General features: G+C 66.7%; 14 protein-coding genes. 5 read left to right on the plus strand and 9 right to left on the minus strand.

The annotated features are described in order from the left end of the window. Positions 1-39: 39 nt before the first annotated feature. From lpxC to C6W92_RS04980, 7 genes are all read right to left on the minus strand, one after another. Positions 40-960 (minus strand): UDP-3-O-acyl-N-acetylglucosamine deacetylase, encoded by a 921-nt coding sequence (gene lpxC, locus C6W92_RS04950; RefSeq protein WP_129431931.1) that lies wholly within the window; start codon positions 958-960, stop codon positions 40-42. Between the two features lie 266 nt (positions 961-1,226). Beyond that, positions 1,227-2,840 carry a cell division protein FtsZ gene (gene ftsZ / locus C6W92_RS04955; RefSeq protein WP_129431932.1) on the minus strand — a complete coding sequence of 538 codons (1,614 nt, stop codon included), beginning with the start codon at positions 2,838-2,840 and terminating at the stop codon, positions 1,227-1,229. 174 nt (positions 2,841-3,014) lie between these two features. After that, positions 3,015-4,349: a cell division protein FtsA gene (gene ftsA, locus C6W92_RS04960; RefSeq protein ID WP_129431933.1), complete on the minus strand. Its 1,335-nt coding sequence runs from the start codon at positions 4,347-4,349 to the stop codon at positions 3,015-3,017. Next, a complete protein-coding gene (locus C6W92_RS04965) occupies positions 4,346-5,239 on the minus strand; it encodes a cell division protein FtsQ/DivIB (protein ID WP_129431934.1) in 894 nt (297 codons plus the stop codon). Before C6W92_RS04965 ends, ftsA begins: the two co-directional genes overlap by 4 nt. After that, the gene (locus C6W92_RS04970; protein ID WP_129431935.1) at positions 5,227-6,120 is read right to left on the minus strand and encodes a D-alanine--D-alanine ligase; all 894 of its coding nucleotides are present in this window, start codon (positions 6,118-6,120) and stop codon (positions 5,227-5,229) included. The genes C6W92_RS04965 and C6W92_RS04970 overlap by 13 nt, the downstream gene beginning before the upstream one ends. Before the next feature lie 66 nt (positions 6,121-6,186). Continuing rightward, a complete protein-coding gene (murB, locus tag C6W92_RS04975) occupies positions 6,187-7,146 on the minus strand; it encodes a UDP-N-acetylmuramate dehydrogenase (RefSeq protein WP_129432002.1) in 960 nt (319 codons plus the stop codon). Between the two features lie 53 nt (positions 7,147-7,199). Next, the gene (locus C6W92_RS04980) at positions 7,200-8,576 is read right to left on the minus strand and encodes an FAD-linked oxidase C-terminal domain-containing protein (protein ID WP_129431936.1); all 1,377 of its coding nucleotides are present in this window, start codon (positions 8,574-8,576) and stop codon (positions 7,200-7,202) included. Positions 8,577-8,734: 158 nt separating this feature from the next. Between C6W92_RS04980 and C6W92_RS04985 the strand changes: the two genes are divergently transcribed. After that, on the plus strand, positions 8,735-10,348 hold the full coding sequence (locus C6W92_RS04985) for a chloride channel protein (RefSeq protein WP_129431937.1): 1,614 nt from the start codon (positions 8,735-8,737) through the stop codon (positions 10,346-10,348). A gap of 29 nt (positions 10,349-10,377) precedes the next feature. Here C6W92_RS04985 and C6W92_RS04990 read toward each other — a convergent pair whose 3' ends face one another. Together C6W92_RS04990 and C6W92_RS04995 are read right to left on the minus strand one after the other, a co-directional pair. After that, entirely contained in the window at positions 10,378-10,719 is a 342-nt protein-coding gene (locus C6W92_RS04990; RefSeq protein WP_129431938.1) for a DUF427 domain-containing protein, read from the minus strand. Between the two features lie 70 nt (positions 10,720-10,789). After that, entirely contained in the window at positions 10,790-12,589 is a 1,800-nt protein-coding gene (locus C6W92_RS04995) for an aminopeptidase P family protein (RefSeq protein ID WP_129431939.1), read from the minus strand. A gap of 79 nt (positions 12,590-12,668) precedes the next feature. Between C6W92_RS04995 and tsaA the strand changes: the two genes are divergently transcribed. The 4 genes from tsaA to C6W92_RS05015 all read left to right on the plus strand — a co-directional run bounded on the left by tsaA (position 12,669) and on the right by C6W92_RS05015 (position 17,322). Further along, positions 12,669-13,139 carry a tRNA (N6-threonylcarbamoyladenosine(37)-N6)-methyltransferase TrmO gene (tsaA, locus tag C6W92_RS05000; RefSeq protein ID WP_129431940.1) on the plus strand — a complete coding sequence of 157 codons (471 nt, stop codon included), beginning with the start codon at positions 12,669-12,671 and terminating at the stop codon, positions 13,137-13,139. Between the two features lie 70 nt (positions 13,140-13,209). Beyond that, positions 13,210-14,610 carry a cysteine--tRNA ligase gene (gene cysS, locus C6W92_RS05005; protein WP_129431941.1) on the plus strand — a complete coding sequence of 467 codons (1,401 nt, stop codon included), beginning with the start codon at positions 13,210-13,212 and terminating at the stop codon, positions 14,608-14,610. A 316-nt stretch (positions 14,611-14,926) separates the two neighbouring features. Beyond that, on the plus strand, positions 14,927-16,543 hold the full coding sequence (gene cimA, locus C6W92_RS05010) for a citramalate synthase (protein ID WP_129431942.1): 1,617 nt from the start codon (positions 14,927-14,929) through the stop codon (positions 16,541-16,543). Next, the gene (locus C6W92_RS05015) at positions 16,540-17,322 is read left to right on the plus strand and encodes a squalene/phytoene synthase family protein (protein WP_129431943.1); all 783 of its coding nucleotides are present in this window, start codon (positions 16,540-16,542) and stop codon (positions 17,320-17,322) included. Before cimA ends, C6W92_RS05015 begins: the two co-directional genes overlap by 4 nt. The last annotated feature ends 5 nt before the right edge of the window (positions 17,323-17,327 follow it).

Here is a 17,327-nt window from a genome sequence, read left to right on the forward strand (position 1 = left end):
GGTGCAAAACGGGTTTGGCGCGGGGAACGTGATCGCGGGTCAGGCGACGCGGGGAATCTCGCCGACATGCACGCCGGCACCGGGCAGGCGCGCTGCCGTGGCCGCGTCACAGGTGACGATCCGATAGTTGGCCTGATCGGAAAACAGCGCGTGCAGCAGGTCGTTGGTGAGCGCATGGCCCGCACGCATCCCCTGGTAGAAGCCGAGGATCGGAAGCCCCGCGAGCCCCAGATCGCCGACCGCGTCGAGCATCTTGTGACGCACCGCTTCGTCGGCGTGGCGCAGCCCGCCGGGGCTGAGCACCTCGTCGCCGTCTACGACGACGGCGTTTTCCATCGTGCCACCGAGCGCGAGGCCGTTGGCGCGCATGGTCTCGACATCGGCCTTGCGGCAGAAGGTGCGCGAATTCGAAAGCTCGCGCACGAAGCTGCCATTGGACATGTTGAGGCTCTTGGTCTGTACGCCTATGGCCGCGTCCTCGAACTCGATGGTGAACTCGATGCGCAGCGTATCGTCGGGCGAGAGCCGTGCGCGTGCTGCGCCATTTGCAACCTCGACGGGGCGCAGGACGCGGATGGCGCGCACCGGAGCGGCCTGCGGTGTGAGGCCCGCGGCGAGTATCTTGGTGACGAACGGCACGGCGCTTCCATCGAGGATCGGAACTTCCGGACCGTCGATCTCCAGCGTGGCGTTGTGGACGCCGCACCCGACCAGCGCTGCCATCACATGCTCGACGGTCGAGACAGACGCATCGCCCGCGCCCACCAGCCGCGTGCAGAGCGGCGATTGCACCACCCGGTCCCATAGTGCGGGAATTGGCGGGGTGGTCTCGTCCAGATCCGTGCGGTGAAAGACGATGCCGGCCCCAGCGGACGCCGGTCGCAGCACGAGACGCGCGGGCTTGCCCGAATGCAGGCCAACACCGTCGAAACTAACCGCCTGTCTGATCGTTCTTTGCACGCTCTGTTCCGATCATTCGACCAGATGGCTCGCTGCAGCGTGGCGTGCCGCTCTGGGCCGCCCATGACGCGAGCATATGGTCATGAAATTTTAACTGAGACGTGTCTAAAGGCTGCAAGGAACAGCCTCAACTCAATCTTTGTAACCGACTGAAACATCGCGACGCGTTGCATGGGCGGGATTCTGCCTATGCCGCCCAGGTGTTGCTATTGAAATGAAAAAGCCGCCCCGAAGGGCGGCCAGATCGGGCGGTGATGTGCCTGTTTTCAGTTTGCCTGACGCCGCAGGAAGGCCGGGATCTCGATCTGATCCTCCTCTTCCTGCTCGCGGGGCGCGGGCTGCGCGGAGCGCGCGGCCTGCATTGGGGGCTGCTGGCGCGCGGGGCGCGGGGCCTCTTGTCCGCCATGCCCGGTCATCCGGTTGATGAGCGAATTGATCCCGAACCGCGGCTTATCGTCCGGTGCGGCCCCGTCCCCGGACGAGGCGGGGGCCTGCTCGGATGCGGCTGGCTGTTGCTGGCGCGCTGCCGCCTGCGAGGGGACCTTGCTCACCGCCACCTGGAGCCGCTGCATCGCCTCAGGGGAGGGGGTGCCGGGCGCGGGCGCGCGTGGCGCGAGGAAGGCGTCGAGCTCTTCCTCGATCTCCATGTCGGTCTGGCCTGATGCCACGGCTTCTTCGGCGCGGGGCTGGTAGGCGGGTGGAGGGAGATCGTCATCGGCGCCCTGCGCAACGAAAGTATCGGGTTGGGCAGGCTCGGCCCGTGGTTCCTCGGTGCGGTCGAAGAGCGAGGGTTCTTCAGCCACCGCGGGGGTGGCCCCGCCATGCTCGGCGTGAAGGTCGGCCTCGATGGCCTCGGGCTGCCGGAGAGGCTCGGCCAGAGAGCGGCGCGGTACGGGCACGTCGGCAGAGTTTTCACTGGCGTCGATGCCGGTGGCAACGACGCTCACGCGCATCCGGCCCTCCATCTCGATGTCGAGCGTCGAGCCGACGATGATGTTGGCGTCGGGGTCCACCTCCTCGCGGATGCGGTTGGCGGCCTCGTCAAGCTCGAACAGCGTCAGGTCGTGGCCGCCGGTGATGTTGATAAGCACGCCGCGCGCGCCCCTGAGGCTGATTTCGTCGAGAAGCGGGTTGGCGATTGCCTTCTCGGCGGCCTGCACGGCGCGGGTTTCGCCGTCGGCTTCGCCGGTACCCATCATCGCCTTGCCCATCTCGTCCATCACCGCGCGCACATCGGCGAAATCGAGGTTGATGAGACCAGGGCGCACCATCAGGTCGGTGACGCCCTTGACACCCTGGTAGAGGACGTCGTCGGCCATGCTGAAGGCCTCGGTGAAGGTGGTCTTGTCGTTGGCAAGACGAAAAAGGTTCTGGTTGGGGATGATGATGAGCGTATCCACCATCTTCTGCAGTGCCTCGACACCGGCCTCGGCCTGCTTCATGCGCTTGCCGCCCTCGAACTGGAACGGTTTCGTGACGACGCCCACGGTCAGCACGCCAAGCTCGCGCGCGGCCTGTGCGATGATCGGGGCGGCGCCGGTGCCCGTTCCGCCGCCCATTCCCGCGGTGATGAAGCACATGTGCGAGCCCGCGAGGTGATCGACGATCTGCTCGATCGATTCCTCTGCGGCGGCGGCGCCGATCGACGCCTTGGCCCCCGCGCCGAGGCCCTCTGTCACCTTCACGCCCAGTTGGATGCGGCTCTCGGCCTGGCTCTGGCTGAGGGCCTGGGCGTCGGTATTGGCGACGACGAAGTCAACGCCGTCGAGGGCCTTTTCGATCATGTTGTTGACCGCGTTACCGCCAGCGCCTCCGACACCGAACACGGTGATCCGCGGCTTGAGGTCGTCCTGACCGGGGAGTGAAAGGTTGAGTGTCATTGCTCTGTCCGCCTGTCTCTGGGCCTGTCTGCGCAGGCCGTTTTCCGCCTGATTGTCCCCATTCTTACCGATGGTTGCGTCAATCGTCACCAAAAAAACACCGTGAAACTACCAAATATGCCCTGATTTCTGGGCGTTTTCGCGGGATTTCGCTCATTTCGCCACATATTGCGGTCACCAGTTGTCCCTAAACCATTTGACCGCCCGCCGCAGCGAGCGTGCCGGGTAGCGGTCCACGGGGATGTCGAAATCCCACCATTCGTCCTGTGGGTTGGCCGCGAACAGGCACATGCCGACGGCGCTGGCAAAGGCCGGGCCGGTGGCCGCCTGCGGCAGACCGTGCACGCGCAAGGGGCGCCCGAGGCGCACGCGCTGTCCGAGGATGCGGCTCGCGAGCCCGTCGAGGCCGGGGATCTGGCTGCCGCCGCCGGTGAGCACGATTTGCTGGCTGGGCAGGTGGTCGAAGCCGGCCGCATCGAGCCGCGCGCGCACCTCTTCGAGGATTTCCTCCACGCGGGGGCGCATGATGCCGATCAGTTCGGCGCGGCTGACCTTGCGGCGGTCGTGCTCGTAATCGCCGGTCTCGCCGCCGGTCTCGATCATCTCGCGGTCATCCATGCCGGTGGCTACGACCCCGCCATAGAAGGTCTTGATCCGCTCGGCGGTGGCTTGCGGCACCTGAAGACCCATCGAGATGTCGCTGGTGACGTGGTCGCCGCCGATGCGGACGCAGTCCGCGTATATCATGTGCTTCTTGATGAAGATCGAAAGCCCCGCGCTACCGCCGCCCAGGTCGATGCAGGCGGCACCCAGCTCCTGCTCGTCCTCGACCAGCGCGGCGATCCCCGAGACATAGGCCGAGCTGCCGACGCCCGCGAGCTCCATGTCGCAACGCTTTACGCAATGCGCGAGGTTCTGAACGGCCACCCCGTCCACGGTGAGCATGTGCATATCGGTAGCCAGCCAGTTTCCGATCTGGCCGCGCGGGTCGATCAGCCCGGAGCGGTGGTCGAGCGCGAAATTTACGGGCTGGGCGTGCAGCACTTCGCGTTCCTCGCCGATATCGGGCACGTCGCACGCGCTGAGCACGCGGCTGATGTCGTTCTCGGTCACGGTCTGCCCGGTGATGTCGACTTCGCCGGCGAGCCCGTAGCTGCGCGGGCGCGCGCCAGAGAAACAGGCGATGACGTGATCCACGCGAATTTGCGCCATCTTCTGAGCTGCCTGCACGGCGGTGCGGATCGCGCGCTCGGTCTCGGCCATCGCCTCGATCTCGCCCAGACGCACCCCGCGTGAGCGCGTCGTCGCCGCACCGATCACGCGGAATCCTGCCTGCCCGGCCATGCGCCCGACCTCCTCGGCCGCGGCAAAGCGCCCGGTGCCGTCGAAGCGCAGCACCAGGCAGGAAATCTTGGATGTGCCGACATCAAGAACCGCTACCACGCCGCGCTGGATCGCGGCCTTGCGCATCGCGCGCATCGCGCGCTGGGATTCGTAAAGTTCGATCATCTGGTTTCCGTCCCTGACGAAATGGCTGGCACGCCGGACGCGCGCGTGATGCGCCACCACTCCTCGGTGGCATGTTCGCTCATGCGTACCGTGGGTCGCGTGCTGAGGCGCATGTCGATGCTCACAAGGTCGCGTTCCAGCAGGTCGCTGGCCCGGTCGAGCACGATTACCCGCTCGACCGCGCGCACCGGTTCGCGCTCGGGCAGGCGCACCCGTCTGCCGTCGCCAAGCACGAGGTCCCAGCGCCGCTCGCCCATACGCACGAGGCCGCGCAGCGGGCGTTTCAACGCAGTCGCCGAGGCGAGAATGTCGAGTGCCTGCGGCACCGCGAGGTCGGCACCGCTTCCCGCCAGCACCGGCAGGTCGGCATGCGTTGTGCGCGCCTCGACCGTGGCGATGGCCGCGCCACTGATGTCGAGTACCTCGAATCCGTGGCGCGTGCGCCACAGAGCTACCGGCACGCGCTCGGTCACGGCGACGCGCAGCACGCCGCCCTGCCGGATACGCAGCTCGGCACGCGCGACGGCCGGAAGCCCCTCGATCATCTCGCGGAGCGCGGCCATGTCGAAATCGAAGGAGCTGGCGGGCAAGTCATACGGGAAGATCTCATGAATATCCTCCTGTACACCGGCGCTGGCACCCTCAAGTTCGATCAGGTGGACCATGAATTCCGGTCGCGTTTCGATCTGGCGGCGGATCTCGGCGATGCGGTCGGCGATATTCGCGCGCCGGTCGGCATCGTAGAGATATCCGCCCGCAACTCCCGCGACGATCAGCAGTGGCAGGCCTAGCCGCGTCAGCCGCCGGTAGCCCGGTGTGAGACGCATCCGCTCCAGCCGGTAGCGCAGCCGCGAGGGGGAGGGATCGGCGCGGGGGATCACCGGCCGCATGACGCGTCCTCCACCATCCAGCGAACGAGGTCTGGAAAGGATATTCCCACCGCCTGCGCCTGTTCGGGGCTGAGTGAGGTGGGCGTCATCCCTGGCTGGGTGTTGGTCTCCAGCAGCACCAGTCCGTCTGCCCCGCGCCCCTCGTCCCAGCGGAAATCGGTGCGGCTCAGCCCGCGGCAGCCCAGCACTTCGTGGGCGCGCAGGGCGTGGGCGAGGCAGGCGTCGAAAATGTCCTGCGGCACCTCGGCGGGGACCACGTGGCGCGATCCGCCGGGTGTGTACTTCGCATCGTAGTCATACCAGCCGTCGGTGAGGATGTCGGTAACCGTGAGCGCGCGGTCGCCCATCACGGTGGTGGTGAGTTCGCGACCAGGGGCATAGGCCTCTACCATGACCGTCTCTGGCATCTCGTCCGACAGTTGCGGTGGACCGTTAGCGGCCTCCTGCACGAGGTAGACGCCGACCGAGGAGCCCTCGTTGTTGGGCTTGACCACGTAGGGCGGGGCCATCACATGGCGCTTGCGCACCGCCTCGCGCGGGGCCAGCAGGCTTGCCACCACTGGCAGTCCGGCGGCGCGGTAGGCGGCTTTCGTGCGTTCCTTGTCCATTGCGAGTGCCGAGGACAGTACGCCGGAATGGGTGTAGGGGATGCGCAGCCATTCCAACAGGCCCTGAACGCAACCATCCTCGCCCCAGCGACCGTGCAGCGCGTTGAAGACCACGTCGGGAGAGATGTCCTGAAGTTGTGCGCAGAGATCGAGCCCGGCGTCGATCTCAACGACCCGGTAGCCTGCGTCCCGAAGCGCTGCGGCGCATTCACGCCCGGAGGAGAGTGACACCTCGCGCTCTGCCGAGGGGCCGCCCATCATCACCGCAACCATCGGGGTTGTTCTGCCCGAACCAACCACCTAGTGCCTCAATTTTCCGGGCCGCTTCGCGCGACCGCGTTATCGTTCTGACTGCTCTTTGTCGGGGCTGTCGCCCGGGGCCGGTTCGCCGACCCTCATGATTTCCCACTCTAGCTGTATTCCGCTATTTTGGAAAACCCTTTTTCGTACCTCCTCGCCGAGACCCTCCAGGTCGGCCGCGGAGGCCCCGCCGGTATTGATGAGGAAATTGGGGTGCTTCCCGCTCATCTGTGCGCCCCCGCGCCGCGCGCCGCGCAGCCCCGCGCGGTCAATCACCGACCAGGCCTTGAGGTCGTGCACGTCGTCGGCGCGCCCCGTGCTGCTAAAACCGGCCGGGTTGCGGAAAGTGCTGCCGGCGCTGCGGTCCCTGGTGGGTTGCGTGGCGTCGCGGCGGGCCACCTGATCGTCCATCTTGGCGATTAGCGTTTCGGGCGCGCCGGGCGGACCCTGGAACGTGGCCCCGATGATGATGCAGCCCTCGGGAAGGTCGCTGTGGCGATAGCCGAAATTCAGTGCCTCTGGTGTCAGCGTCAATGCCTTGCCCGCGCGCGTCACCGCCTGCGCCTCTACGAGGTGATCGGCCACGTAAGAGCCGTAGCAGCCCGCATTCATCCGCACCGCGCCGCCGATGCTGCCAGGGATGGTGCGCAGAAAGGTGAGGTCGATCCCGGCATCGGCTGCGCGCCGCGCCACATGCGCGTCGAGCACCGCCGCTCCGGCGGTGACGCGGTCGCCGTTCGCCTGGATCGTGTTGAAGCCGCGCCCCAGCCGGATCACCACCCCGCGGATACCGCCGTCGCGCACGATGAGATTGGAGCCCACGCCCATCGGGAATACCGGGATGTCCGGGTCGAGCGCGCGCAGGAACTCTGCGAGGTCATCGGTGTCGGCGGGCTGAAACAGCCAGTCCGCCGGGCCACCCACGCGCAGCCAGGTCAAATCGGACAGGGGGCGGTCGCGGCTCAGCCGCCCGCGCGGTACCGGCATGGTCTGCGGCATCTCGGTCATGGCGGTCCTTGTGCCCCGGCGGGGCCGGGAGGTAAAGCCGCCTGTCAGTTGCGTGGTGGTACCAGCTTGCCGGGATTCAGGATATTGTCGGGGTCGAGCGCGGCCTTGATCGCCCCCATCATTGCCCAGCCCCCCCCGTGTTCGCGCGCCATATAACCCAGCTTACCCACGCCGATGCCGTGCTCGCCGGTGGCGGTGCCGCCCATGCTCAGCGCACGCTCCACCATCCGATCCGAGGCGGCTTTGGCGCGCGCGATCTCGGCTTCGTCGGCCATGTCCACCATCAGCACGGCGTGGAAATTGCCGTCGCCGACGTGGCCGAGGATCGGTCCTGCCACGCCCGCCTGCGCGAGATCGGTGCGTGTCTCCTCAATCGCCTCGGCCAGGCGCGAGATCGGCACGCAGATATCGGTGACGATGGCGCGCGCGCCGGGGCGGCTGGCGAGGATCGCGTAGTAGGCATTGTGGCGCATGGTCCAGAGTGCGTTCCGCGCCTCGGGGCGTGTGGCCCAGTCAAACCCCTTGCCGCCATGATCGCTGGCGATCGCGCCGAAGGTTTCGGCCTGTTCGCGCGCGCCCGTTTCGCTGCCGTGGAATTCGAGCAGAAGGTGCGGCGTCTCGGCGAGGTCGATGCCGGAATAGGCGTTGACCGCGCGCACGCTGTCCTCGTCCATCAGCTCGATCCGCGCCATCGGTACGCCGCACTGGATCGTGTCGATGACCGTCTCGACGGCGTCCCCCACGCTGTCGAACGCGCAGACCGCCGCCGAGATCGCCTCGGGTTGACCATGGAGCCGCAGGGTCAGCTCGGTGATGAGGCCGAGCGTGCCCTCGGAACCCACGAACAGCGCGGTGAGATCGTAGCCAGAGGAGGATTTGCGCGCCGCAGTGCCGGTGCGAATCACCTCTCCAGTCGCTGTCACCACCTCGAGCGCCAGAACGTTGTCGCGCATGGTGCCGTAGCGCACCGCGGTGGTGCCGCTGGCGCGGGTTGCGGCCATGCCGCCGAGGGCGGCGTTGGCACCGGGATCGACCGGAAAGAACAGGCCGGTGGCGCGCAGCTCCTCGTTCAGCGCCTCGCGCGTCACGCCGGGCTGGACGCGCGCCACCATGTCGGCCTGCGCCATCTCGAGGACGCGGTTCATGCGGCTAAAATCCACCACGATCCCGCCGGAAAACGCCTGCGACTGTCCTTCGAGCGAGGTGCCGGTGCCCCATGCCGTGACCGGCACGCGGTGGCGCGCGCAGATGGCGACGATGCGCGCCACCTCGTCGGTGGTTTCGGGATAGGCGACAGCATCGGGCGGGCTGAGCGGGAAATACGACTCGCTGCGACCGTGAAGATCCAGATCGGACTTGGAGAGGCTGAGCCGTTGGCCTAGACAGGAGTGCAGGTCGTCAAGGGCTTTTTGCGTGTCCATTGGGCAACTTTCGTTCGTGACTGTCACGATACCCTAGGCGATGAAGCCGCGATGCGAAAGCAGCGCAGTCGGATGGTAACGTGACGCAGCCCGGGGACAGATCGTTTTTCGCGCGATTGCGCAGACAGGCGGCGATTCGCCTGCGCGGGGGCTGGCGGATGCTGCGCAGGCGCGGGCCGAGCCAGTTCCAGTTCTGGGTGATCGCGCTCCTGCTGGGAAGTGCCGCGGGATACGCGGCAGTGCTGTTTCGCAAGGGTATCTCGGCGCTGGAAGGAGTGGTCTACCAGACCGGGGACGTGGCTCGGCTACACTCGCAAGCCGAGCATCTGCCGTGGTTCTGGGTGCTGATGGTGCCGGTGGCCGGGGGGCTGATCGTTGGCCTGGTCCTGCATCGGTTCACCGATGACGGGCGCGTGCGCACGGTCGCGGACGTGATCGAGGGCGCGGCGCTCAGCGAAGGTCGGGTCGAGCGGCGCGCGGGGCTGGCCTCGGCGCTCGCGTCTCTGGTGACGCTGGGCACAGGTGGCTCGTCGGGGCGAGAGGGACCGGTGGTGCATCTTGCTGCGGTCATCTCGGGCTGGGTGAGCGACCGCCTAAATGCCGACGGGATCACTGGGCGCGACCTCCTGGGCTGCGCGGTGGCCGCCGCCGTTTCGGCGTCTTTCAACGCGCCCATCGCCGGTGCGCTCTTCGCGCTCGAGGTGGTGCTGCGGCATTTCGCGATCCACGCTTTCGCGCCCATCGTGATCGCGAGCGTTGCGGGCACGGTCATCAGCCGACTGCATTTCGGCGACGTAACCGAATTCGCGCTGCCGGTGAGCAGCGTGCTGTCCTTTTACGTGGAACTACCCGCCTTCCTCATCCTCGGGCTGGTCTGCGGGCTGGTGGCGACGCTGATGATGCTGGCGATCTTTGTGGCCGAGGATGTGGCCGGACATGTGCAGATGCGCCTGCGCATACCGCGCTGGCTGCGGCCCGCAGCGGCGGGGCTGATGCTCGGGGCGTTGGCGATCTGGTTTCCGCATATCATTGGCGTGGGCTACGAGACCACCTCGGCGGCGCTGACCGGGCGGTTGGTGTGGCACGAGGCAATCGTGTTCGCCGTCCTCAAGGTGCTGGCGGTGGCAATCACCCTGGGCGGGCGCATGGGTGGTGGCGTGTTCTCGCCTTCGCTGATGGTAGGGGCGCTCACGGGCCTGACCTTCGGGTTGCTGGCGACGGCGGTTCTGCCCGACTATTCCGGTGCGGCCACACTCTATGCGCTAGCCGGGATGGGTGCGGTGGCGGCGGCGGTGCTGGGCGCGCCCATTTCGACCACGCTGATCGTGTTCGAGCTGACCGGCGACTGGCAGACGGGTCTTGCGGTCATGGTGTCCGTCTCGACCTCGGTGGCGCTCTCGGCGCGACTGGTCCGGCGCTCGTTCTTCCTGACTCAGCTCATGCGGCGCGGCATCCGTCTGGCTGCGGGGCCGCAGGATTACCTGCTGGGCATGTTCCGGGTGTCACGGCTGATGCGTGACCCCGATCACGCCCGCGCCGCCGACCCCGACCAGTGCTGGTCGCTGATCGAGCAGGGGATCTATGTCGATGCCAGCGCCACGCTCGAGACGGCCATGCCGGTTTTCGAGCGCGCGGGCGTGCCCTTCGTGCCCGTGGTCACGCTCTCGGGAGGGGATGCCCCGCCGGACCTCGCGGGGGCGTTGTTTCACGTCGATGCGCTCAAGGCGTATAACGGCGCGCTGGCCGCCGTGTCGAAGGAAGAGCACGGCTGAGCGACGCGTCCCCGTGCGTCGCCCGGCAATCAGATACGCTCTACCGCGACCTTGTCGGTCGTGTAGAAGGCGATGTGCCCGGCGATCCGCACGGCCTCGGGCTTTGGTGCCTCGTAGCTCCAGGCGGCGTTCTCGATGGTCTGGCTCTTGGTCTCGATGGAGAAATAGCGCGCATCCCCTTTGAACGGGCAATGGCTGGTCTGTTCGCTCTCATCGAGAAACGCCATCGCAATGTCCTCGCGCGGGAAATAGATCACCGCCGGGTACTCGCCCTCGGTAAGTTCGAGCGCGTTGCGGCTTTCGGCGAGGATTGCGCCGCCCGCGCGCACCGTCCAGGTGCCGTCGGCCTTGCGTATCGTTATCTTGTTCATGTGTCGTCCTTCCTGTCGTTCCGGTGTTCTTGTTCGGTCATGTCTGCCGTCCGAGTGTCACGGGAATGTGTCACAGCGGCGCGGTCTGTCGCTGCAACCATACCCGCGCCGGTGCCGAAAGCAGAGGGCCGATCTTGTCGCGGCAGGCCGCGTGATAGCCGTCGAGCCAGGCGCGCTCTGGCGCGGATAGCAGGTCTGAGCGGATCAGGCGGCGGTCAATGGGCGCGAATGTGACGGTTTCGAAATCGATCTGCGTGGCCCCGTCGCCGCCCGTCACGGGGGAGGCCTCGCGCACCACGATCAGGTTCTCGATCCGGATGCCGAAGGCCCCTTCGCGGTAATATCCAGGCTCGTTTGACAGGATCATGCCGGGCGCGAGCGGCACCTCCGACAGGCGCGAGAGTCGCTGCGGCCCCTCGTGTACGCAGGAATAGACGCCGACCCCATGCCCGGTGCCGTGGCCGTAATCGCAATCGTCGAGCCACAGATGATAGCGCGCCAGCGCATCGAGATCGCGGCCCGCGAGCCCCTCGGGGAAGCGCAGGCGCGAGATGGCGATCATGCCTTGCAGCACGCGGGTAAAGGCCGTGCGTTCCGCGTCTCCGGGCGTGCCCACGGGCAGGGTGCGGGTGATGTCGGTGGTGCCGTCGAGATACTGCCCGCCACTGTCGAGAACCAGCAGGTCGCCCGCCCGAAGCGTGCGGTTGCTGGCCTCGGTCACGCGGTAATGCGGCAGCGCTCCGTTGGGGCCCGAACCGGCGATGGTGTCAAAGCTGATGTCGAGCAGGCGACCGGTGGCGGCGCGGCATTGCTCCAGCTTTGTCACCACGTCGATCTCGGTCAGCGTCCCGGCGGGCTGCGCGTCGAACCACGCAAGGAATTCGCAGACCGCCGCACCGTCGCGCAGGTGGGCGGCGCGGGTGGCGTCGATCTCGGCGACGGTCTTTTGCGCCTTGGGCAGGATACAGGGATCCTCGGCCCATGTATGTGCGACACCCGCCGCCGCGAGCCGCTGCACGACCCAGACTGGCACGCTCTTGCGGTCTAGTTGCACTGGGCCGTCGAGTGAGTCGAGCGCGGGGCCAAACGCCTCGGGAGCGGCTGACGTCACCTCGTCGCCCAGATGCGCGCGCGCACGGGTATCGAGCTTGGCCGGGTCGGTGAAGAGCGCCACACGGCCCGTGTCGTGCAGGATGGCAAAGCCCTGCGGCACCGGGTTGCGGGGGATGTCGGCACCGCGGATGTTCAGCAACCAGGCGAGGGAATCGGTGAGCGTGATGACCGCCGCACGCGCACCGGACGCGCGCAAGCTCTCGGCCAGTTGCGCGCGTTTCTCGGCATGGGTCGCGCCCGCCAGTGTCTCGGGCCAGGGCTGTATCGGGCCGCGCGGCGGGGCGGGACGGTCGTGCCAGACGGCATCGACCAGGTTGTCGGACGGCACGAGCCGGACGCCTTCGGGCAGTGCCGCCTCGATCTCGTCTATCTGTCCGGGTGTCCACAGCCACGGGTCGAACCCCACCGCGCCCCCCCCGGGCAGGTGCCGGGCGAGCCACGGTCCGGGCCGCGTCTCGGGCCAGTCCACGGGGGTGAAATGCCCGGTATCGATCTGCCCGCTCACCTGCACGCGGTAACGCCCGTCCACGAACACGCTCGCCACATCGTTCAGCACCACGCAGAGCCCAGCCGAACCGGTGAAGCCCGTGAGCCACGCCAACCGGTCGTCGCAGGGCGCGACATATTCGCCCTGGTGCGCGTCCGCCCGCGGCACGAGAAAGCCTACGAGACCTGCCTCGGCCATCGCGCGGCGCAGGCGGGCAAGGCGCGGCGGGCCCTGTTCGGGGCGCGCGGTCTCGGTAAAGCTCTGGAACAAAGGCCGTCTCTCTCGTGGTGCGGGGTGGGGTTCAGTGCTAAAGAAGAGCCCGTGAAATGGCAACAACGGGGGCGGGGCAATGGAAAGCCGGGTACGCGCGGGCGAGAGGCTGGTCGAGGTGCCGGAGGCAGGCGACGCCGCCCTGCACTTCATCGGGCGCATCCACACGCCCTGGACCGAGCGCAAGGACTGCCCCCGGCAGGGGCGCGTAGATGGGCCCGAGTGCCGGGTGGAGGTGTTCGCGCCATGGCAGGAGGCGCTTATGGGGGTCGAAGACTATGCCCATCTCGACTTGCTCTATTGGCTTGACCGGGCGCGGCGCGACCTCGTGGTTCAGAACCCCGGCAATGACGGTGTGCGCTATTTTGGCACCTTCGCCCTGCGCTCGCCGCAGCGGCCCAATCCCATCGGTCTCTCACGCGTGCGGCTGGAGCGGGTCGAGGGGACCACGCTGATCGTGCGGGGGCTTGATTGTCTCGATGGCACGCCGCTCATCGACATCAAGCCGGTGACCTGCGAATTCACCCCCAAGGCCCCGCCCAAGGGCTGAGCAACGCGGAGGTTTCAAGCATCTGGCGAAGGTGCTAAGCCCACGCGCAATCCATCCCCACGAGGACGCCATGACGACCATTCGCCTCTATAACACCCGTACCCGGCGCAAGGAGGGTTTCGCGCCTTTGGACCCCGACAACGTGCGGATGTATGTCTGTGGGCCGACGGTCTATGACCGGGCGCATCTGGGCAACGCGCGGCCCGTGGTGGTGTTCGATGTGCTGTATCGGCTGCTGCGGCATGTCTACGGGGAGGGGCATGTCACCTATGTGCGCAATTTCACCGACGTGGATGACAAGATCAACGCGCGCGCCAAGGAAAGCGGTCGCGCCATCGGCGAGATCACGGCGGAGACGACGCAGTGGTTTCTCGAAGATATGGGCGAGTTGGGCGCGCTGGAGCCCGACTACATGCCGCGTGCCACGCAGTACATCCCGCAGATGGTGGCGATGATCGAGGATTTGATCGCCAAGGGCCACGCCTACGAGGCCGAGGGCCACGTGCTCTTTGCCGTGGATAGCTGGCGCGAGAATTATGGCGCGCTGTCGGGGCGCACGGTCGATGACATGATCGCGGGCGCGCGGGTCGAGGTCGCGCCCTACAAGCGCAACCCGATGGATTTCGTTCTGTGGAAGCCGTCGGATGCAGATCAGCCGGGATGGGACTCGCCGTGGGGCCGGGGGCGGCCCGGCTGGCATATCGAGTGCTCGGCGATGGCGTATGAATTGCTGGGTGAGAGTTTCGACATTCACGGCGGTGGCAACGATTTGATGTTCCCCCACCACGAGAACGAGATCGCCCAAAGCTGCTGCGCCCATCCCGAGGGCGATTTCGCGCGGGTCTGGATGCATAACGAGATGCTGCAGGTCGAGGGCAAGAAGATGTCCAAGAGTTTGGGCAATTTCTTTACCGTGCGGGATTTGTTGGATCAGGGGATACCGGGGGAGGTGATCCGGTTTGTTTTTCTCTCGACGCATTATCGGAAGCCGATGGATTGGACGGCGGAGAAGGCTATCGACGCAAAGGCGCGCTTGTTCGGATTTGTAGAACTGATCTCGATGTATGGCGATCTTTTGGAAGCGATGAAGCTGGACCCAGAACCCGCATTAATAGACGCGCTTGCCGATGACCTGAACACCCATGCCGCGCTGGAATGCGTTGGGAAGATGAACTCGTCGAGCGATGCAAATCGGCTTGCCCGGAATCTGGTATTCTTGGGGGTGTATTCTGGGCCAGAGCTTGAATCGAGAGTGAATGAATATCGTCAAGGGGTTGAAACGCTTCGCAACATTGTCACTCTTTTGCAATCAGCAAGGGAAAAAGCAAAGAAAAACAAAGACTTTTCCGAAGTTGACCGGATAAAAGATATTCTTTCCGCCGCAAATGTCAGCGTCCGGATGTCGAAGGATGATGTTGATTTGCGTCCAGAGATTGATTTCGACCCTGCCAAGCTGGAGGCATTGAAGTGACGCGCCCTTCCGCACATCGCCTGACTGCCGCGCGAGGGCCCGACCGCGGGGGGGCGCTGATCGGGTTGTGGGGGGCACTTTATGGTGCCAAATACTGTGACGGTTGCGCAAATTTCACCGTTGCAAAAGCGCCCGCCCGGGGGGCGATCGGGCGCTCGCGCGGCGGCGCACAAGTGCGCCTTGATTCCGCGCGGGGCGTGTCGGGGGGTTGCTCAGAACACGAAGCCCACATTGCCCGTGGCGCGCGGCGGAGTGAGGGACCAACCCCTCACGCTCCCCGGAGTATTTTTGCCAAGAAGAAACAGGGGCGCACCCCATGACTAAAGAACGCCTCTATCTCTACGACACCACCCTGCGGGACGGGCAGCAGACGCAAGGGGTGAGCTTTTCCACGCCCGAGAAAATCCAGATCGCGGAGGCGCTGGACCGGCTCGGTGTCGATTACATCGAGGGCGGCTGGCCCGGCGCCAACCCCACCGACAGCGCCTTTTTCGACGCGGTGCCGCAGACCCGCGCCACGATGACCGCCTTCGGCATGACCAAGCGGGCGGGGCGGTCGGCAGAGAATGACGATGTGCTGGCGGCAGTGATGAACGCGGCCACGCAGGCTGTCTGCCTCGTCGGCAAGACCCATGATTTCCATGTGACCGAGGCGTTGGGCATCACGCTGGACGAGAATGTCGAGAACATCTCCAAGTCCGTGGCGCATCTGGCGGGGCAGGGGCGCGAGGCGCTGTTCGATGCCGAGCATTTCTTTGACGGCTACACCGCCAATCCCGGTTACGCGCTGGAGTGCCTGCGCGCCGCATATGAGGGAGGGGCACGTTGGATCGTGCTGTGCGACACCAATGGCGGCACCTTGCCCACCGAGATCGGGCGCATCGTGGGCGAGGTGATTGCAGCCGGCATCCCCGGCGAGCGGCTGGGCATCCACACCCATGACGACACCGGCAACGCAGTGGCGGGCAGCCTCGCCGCGGTGGACGCGGGCGCGCGGCAGGTGCAGGGCACGCTGAACGGGTTGGGCGAGCGGTGCGGCAATGCCAACCTTACCACGCTCATTCCCACGCTGATGCTGAAGCCGCCCTATGCCGGGCGGTTCGAGACGGGGGTGAGCCATGAGGGGCTGACGCGTCTCACAGCGGTGAGCCGGCAACTGGACGAAATCCTCAATCGCGTGCCGCTGCGGCAGGCGGCCTATGTTGGGGCGTCGGCCTTTGCCCACAAGGCGGGGCTGCACGCCAGCGCGATCCTCAAGGACCCGAGTACCTACGAGCATATCGACCCGGAGATGGTGGGCAATGCGCGCATCATCCCGATGTCCAATCAGGCCGGGCAGTCGAATCTGCGCCGCCGTCTGGCCGAAGCGGGGATCGAGGTGGCGCCGGGCGACCCGAGGCTTGCGTTGCTGCTGGAGCGGATCAAGGAGCGTGAGGACCAAGGCTATACCTATGACAGCGCGCAGGCGAGTTTCGAAATCCTCGCGCGCAAGGAACTGGGGCAGATGCCAGAGTTCTTCGAGGTCAAGCGCTACAAGGTCACGGTGGAGCGGCGCAAGAACAAGTACGACCGGATGGTGAGCCTCTCGGAGGCGGTCGTGGTGGTCAAGGTCGCTGGCGACAAGAAGCTGTCGGTGAGCGAGTCGATGGACGAGGCAGGCTGTGACCGGGGGCCGGTCAACGCGTTGGCGCGCGCGCTGGCAAAGGATCTGGGGCCCTATCAGGACCAGATCGCCGACATGCACCTCGTCGATTTCAAGGTGCGCATCACGCAGGGCGGCACCGAGGCGGTGACGCGGGTCATCATCGACAGCCAGGACAGCGCTGGCCGGCGCTGGTCCACCGTGGGGGTGAGCCCGAATATCGTCGACGCGAGCTTCGAGGCGCTGCTTGATGCCATCAACTGGAAGCTGCTCTACGAGGGGGCGGAGTGAGCCTCACCTTCGACGACGATCTCATCGCCTGTGCAGACCTTGTGCGCCGCGCCGACAGGCCACGATTTCAGGCGGCGATGGCGGCGCCGGTGCCCGCTCGGGCGGTGTTGTTCCCGATCTACGCCTTCAATGTCGAGGTGGCGCGCGCGCCGTGGGTGACGCAGGAGCCGATGATCGCCGAGATGCGCCTGCAGTGGTGGGCCGACGCACTGGAGGAAATCCGCACGGGCGGCGTGGTGCGGCGGCACGAGGTGGTAACGCCGCTCGCGCATGTGCTGGATGCCGACGGGGCTGGATTGCTTGTCGATCTTGTGGAGGCGCGGCGGTGGGATATCGAGCGCGCGCCGTTCTCGGACGAGGCTGAGTTCACCGGTTATATCGAGGCCACCTCGGCCAATCTGGTCCGGGCGGCAGCGCGGGTGCTTGGCCCCGCCGACAACGATGTGCTGGTTGACGCAGGCTTCGCCCTGGGCCTCGCCAACTGGTTCCGCGCGATCCCGGCGCTGGAGGCGGCGGGGCGCAGGCCGCTGCCCGATGGACGGCCGGAGGCGGTGGCGGCGCTGGCGCGAGAGGGTCTGCGGCGACTGGTACGGGCGCGGGGGCGACGCGCGGAGGTGTCACCCGCGGCGGCGGCCGCTCTCTTGCCGCTGTGGGAGGCGGGCCCGGTGCTGCGTGCGGCGGCGCGGCGGCCCGCGCGCGTGGCCGGGGGCACGCTCGACCTGGCCCCGGTTCGCAGTCGGCTCACGCTGATGTTGCGCGCGACGTCGGGACGGTGGTAGCCGCC

The organism is Roseovarius sp. A46, assembly GCF_004126395.1.
Taxonomy (GTDB): Bacteria; Pseudomonadota; Alphaproteobacteria; order Rhodobacterales; family Rhodobacteraceae; genus Roseovarius; species Roseovarius nitratireducens.

Bases quoted from the DNA above. Each gene is read 5' to 3' on its own strand.
- murB (WP_129432002.1), bottom strand. From the start codon at position 7,146: ATGCCGCAGACCATGCCGGTACCGCGCGGGCGGCTGAGCCGCGACCGC.
- C6W92_RS04980 (WP_129431936.1), bottom strand. From the start codon at position 8,576: ATGGACACGCAAAAAGCCCTTGACGACCTGCACTCCTGTCTAGGCCAA.
- tsaA (WP_129431940.1), top strand. From the start codon at position 12,669: ATGGAAAGCCGGGTACGCGCGGGCGAGAGGCTGGTCGAGGTGCCGGAG.
- C6W92_RS04985 (WP_129431937.1), top strand. From the start codon at position 8,735: ATGCTGCGCAGGCGCGGGCCGAGCCAGTTCCAGTTCTGGGTGATCGCG.
- ftsZ (WP_129431932.1), bottom strand. From the start codon at position 2,840: ATGACACTCAACCTTTCACTCCCCGGTCAGGACGACCTCAAGCCGCGG.
- cysS (WP_129431941.1), top strand. From the start codon at position 13,210: ATGACGACCATTCGCCTCTATAACACCCGTACCCGGCGCAAGGAGGGT.
- C6W92_RS04970 (WP_129431935.1), bottom strand. From the start codon at position 6,120: ATGGTTGCGGTGATGATGGGCGGCCCCTCGGCAGAGCGCGAGGTGTCA.
- ftsA (WP_129431933.1), bottom strand. From the start codon at position 4,349: ATGATCGAACTTTACGAATCCCAGCGCGCGATGCGCGCGATGCGCAAG.
- cimA (WP_129431942.1), top strand. From the start codon at position 14,927: ATGACTAAAGAACGCCTCTATCTCTACGACACCACCCTGCGGGACGGG.
- C6W92_RS04965 (WP_129431934.1), bottom strand. From the start codon at position 5,239: ATGCGGCCGGTGATCCCCCGCGCCGATCCCTCCCCCTCGCGGCTGCGC.
- C6W92_RS04990 (WP_129431938.1), bottom strand. From the start codon at position 10,719: ATGAACAAGATAACGATACGCAAGGCCGACGGCACCTGGACGGTGCGC.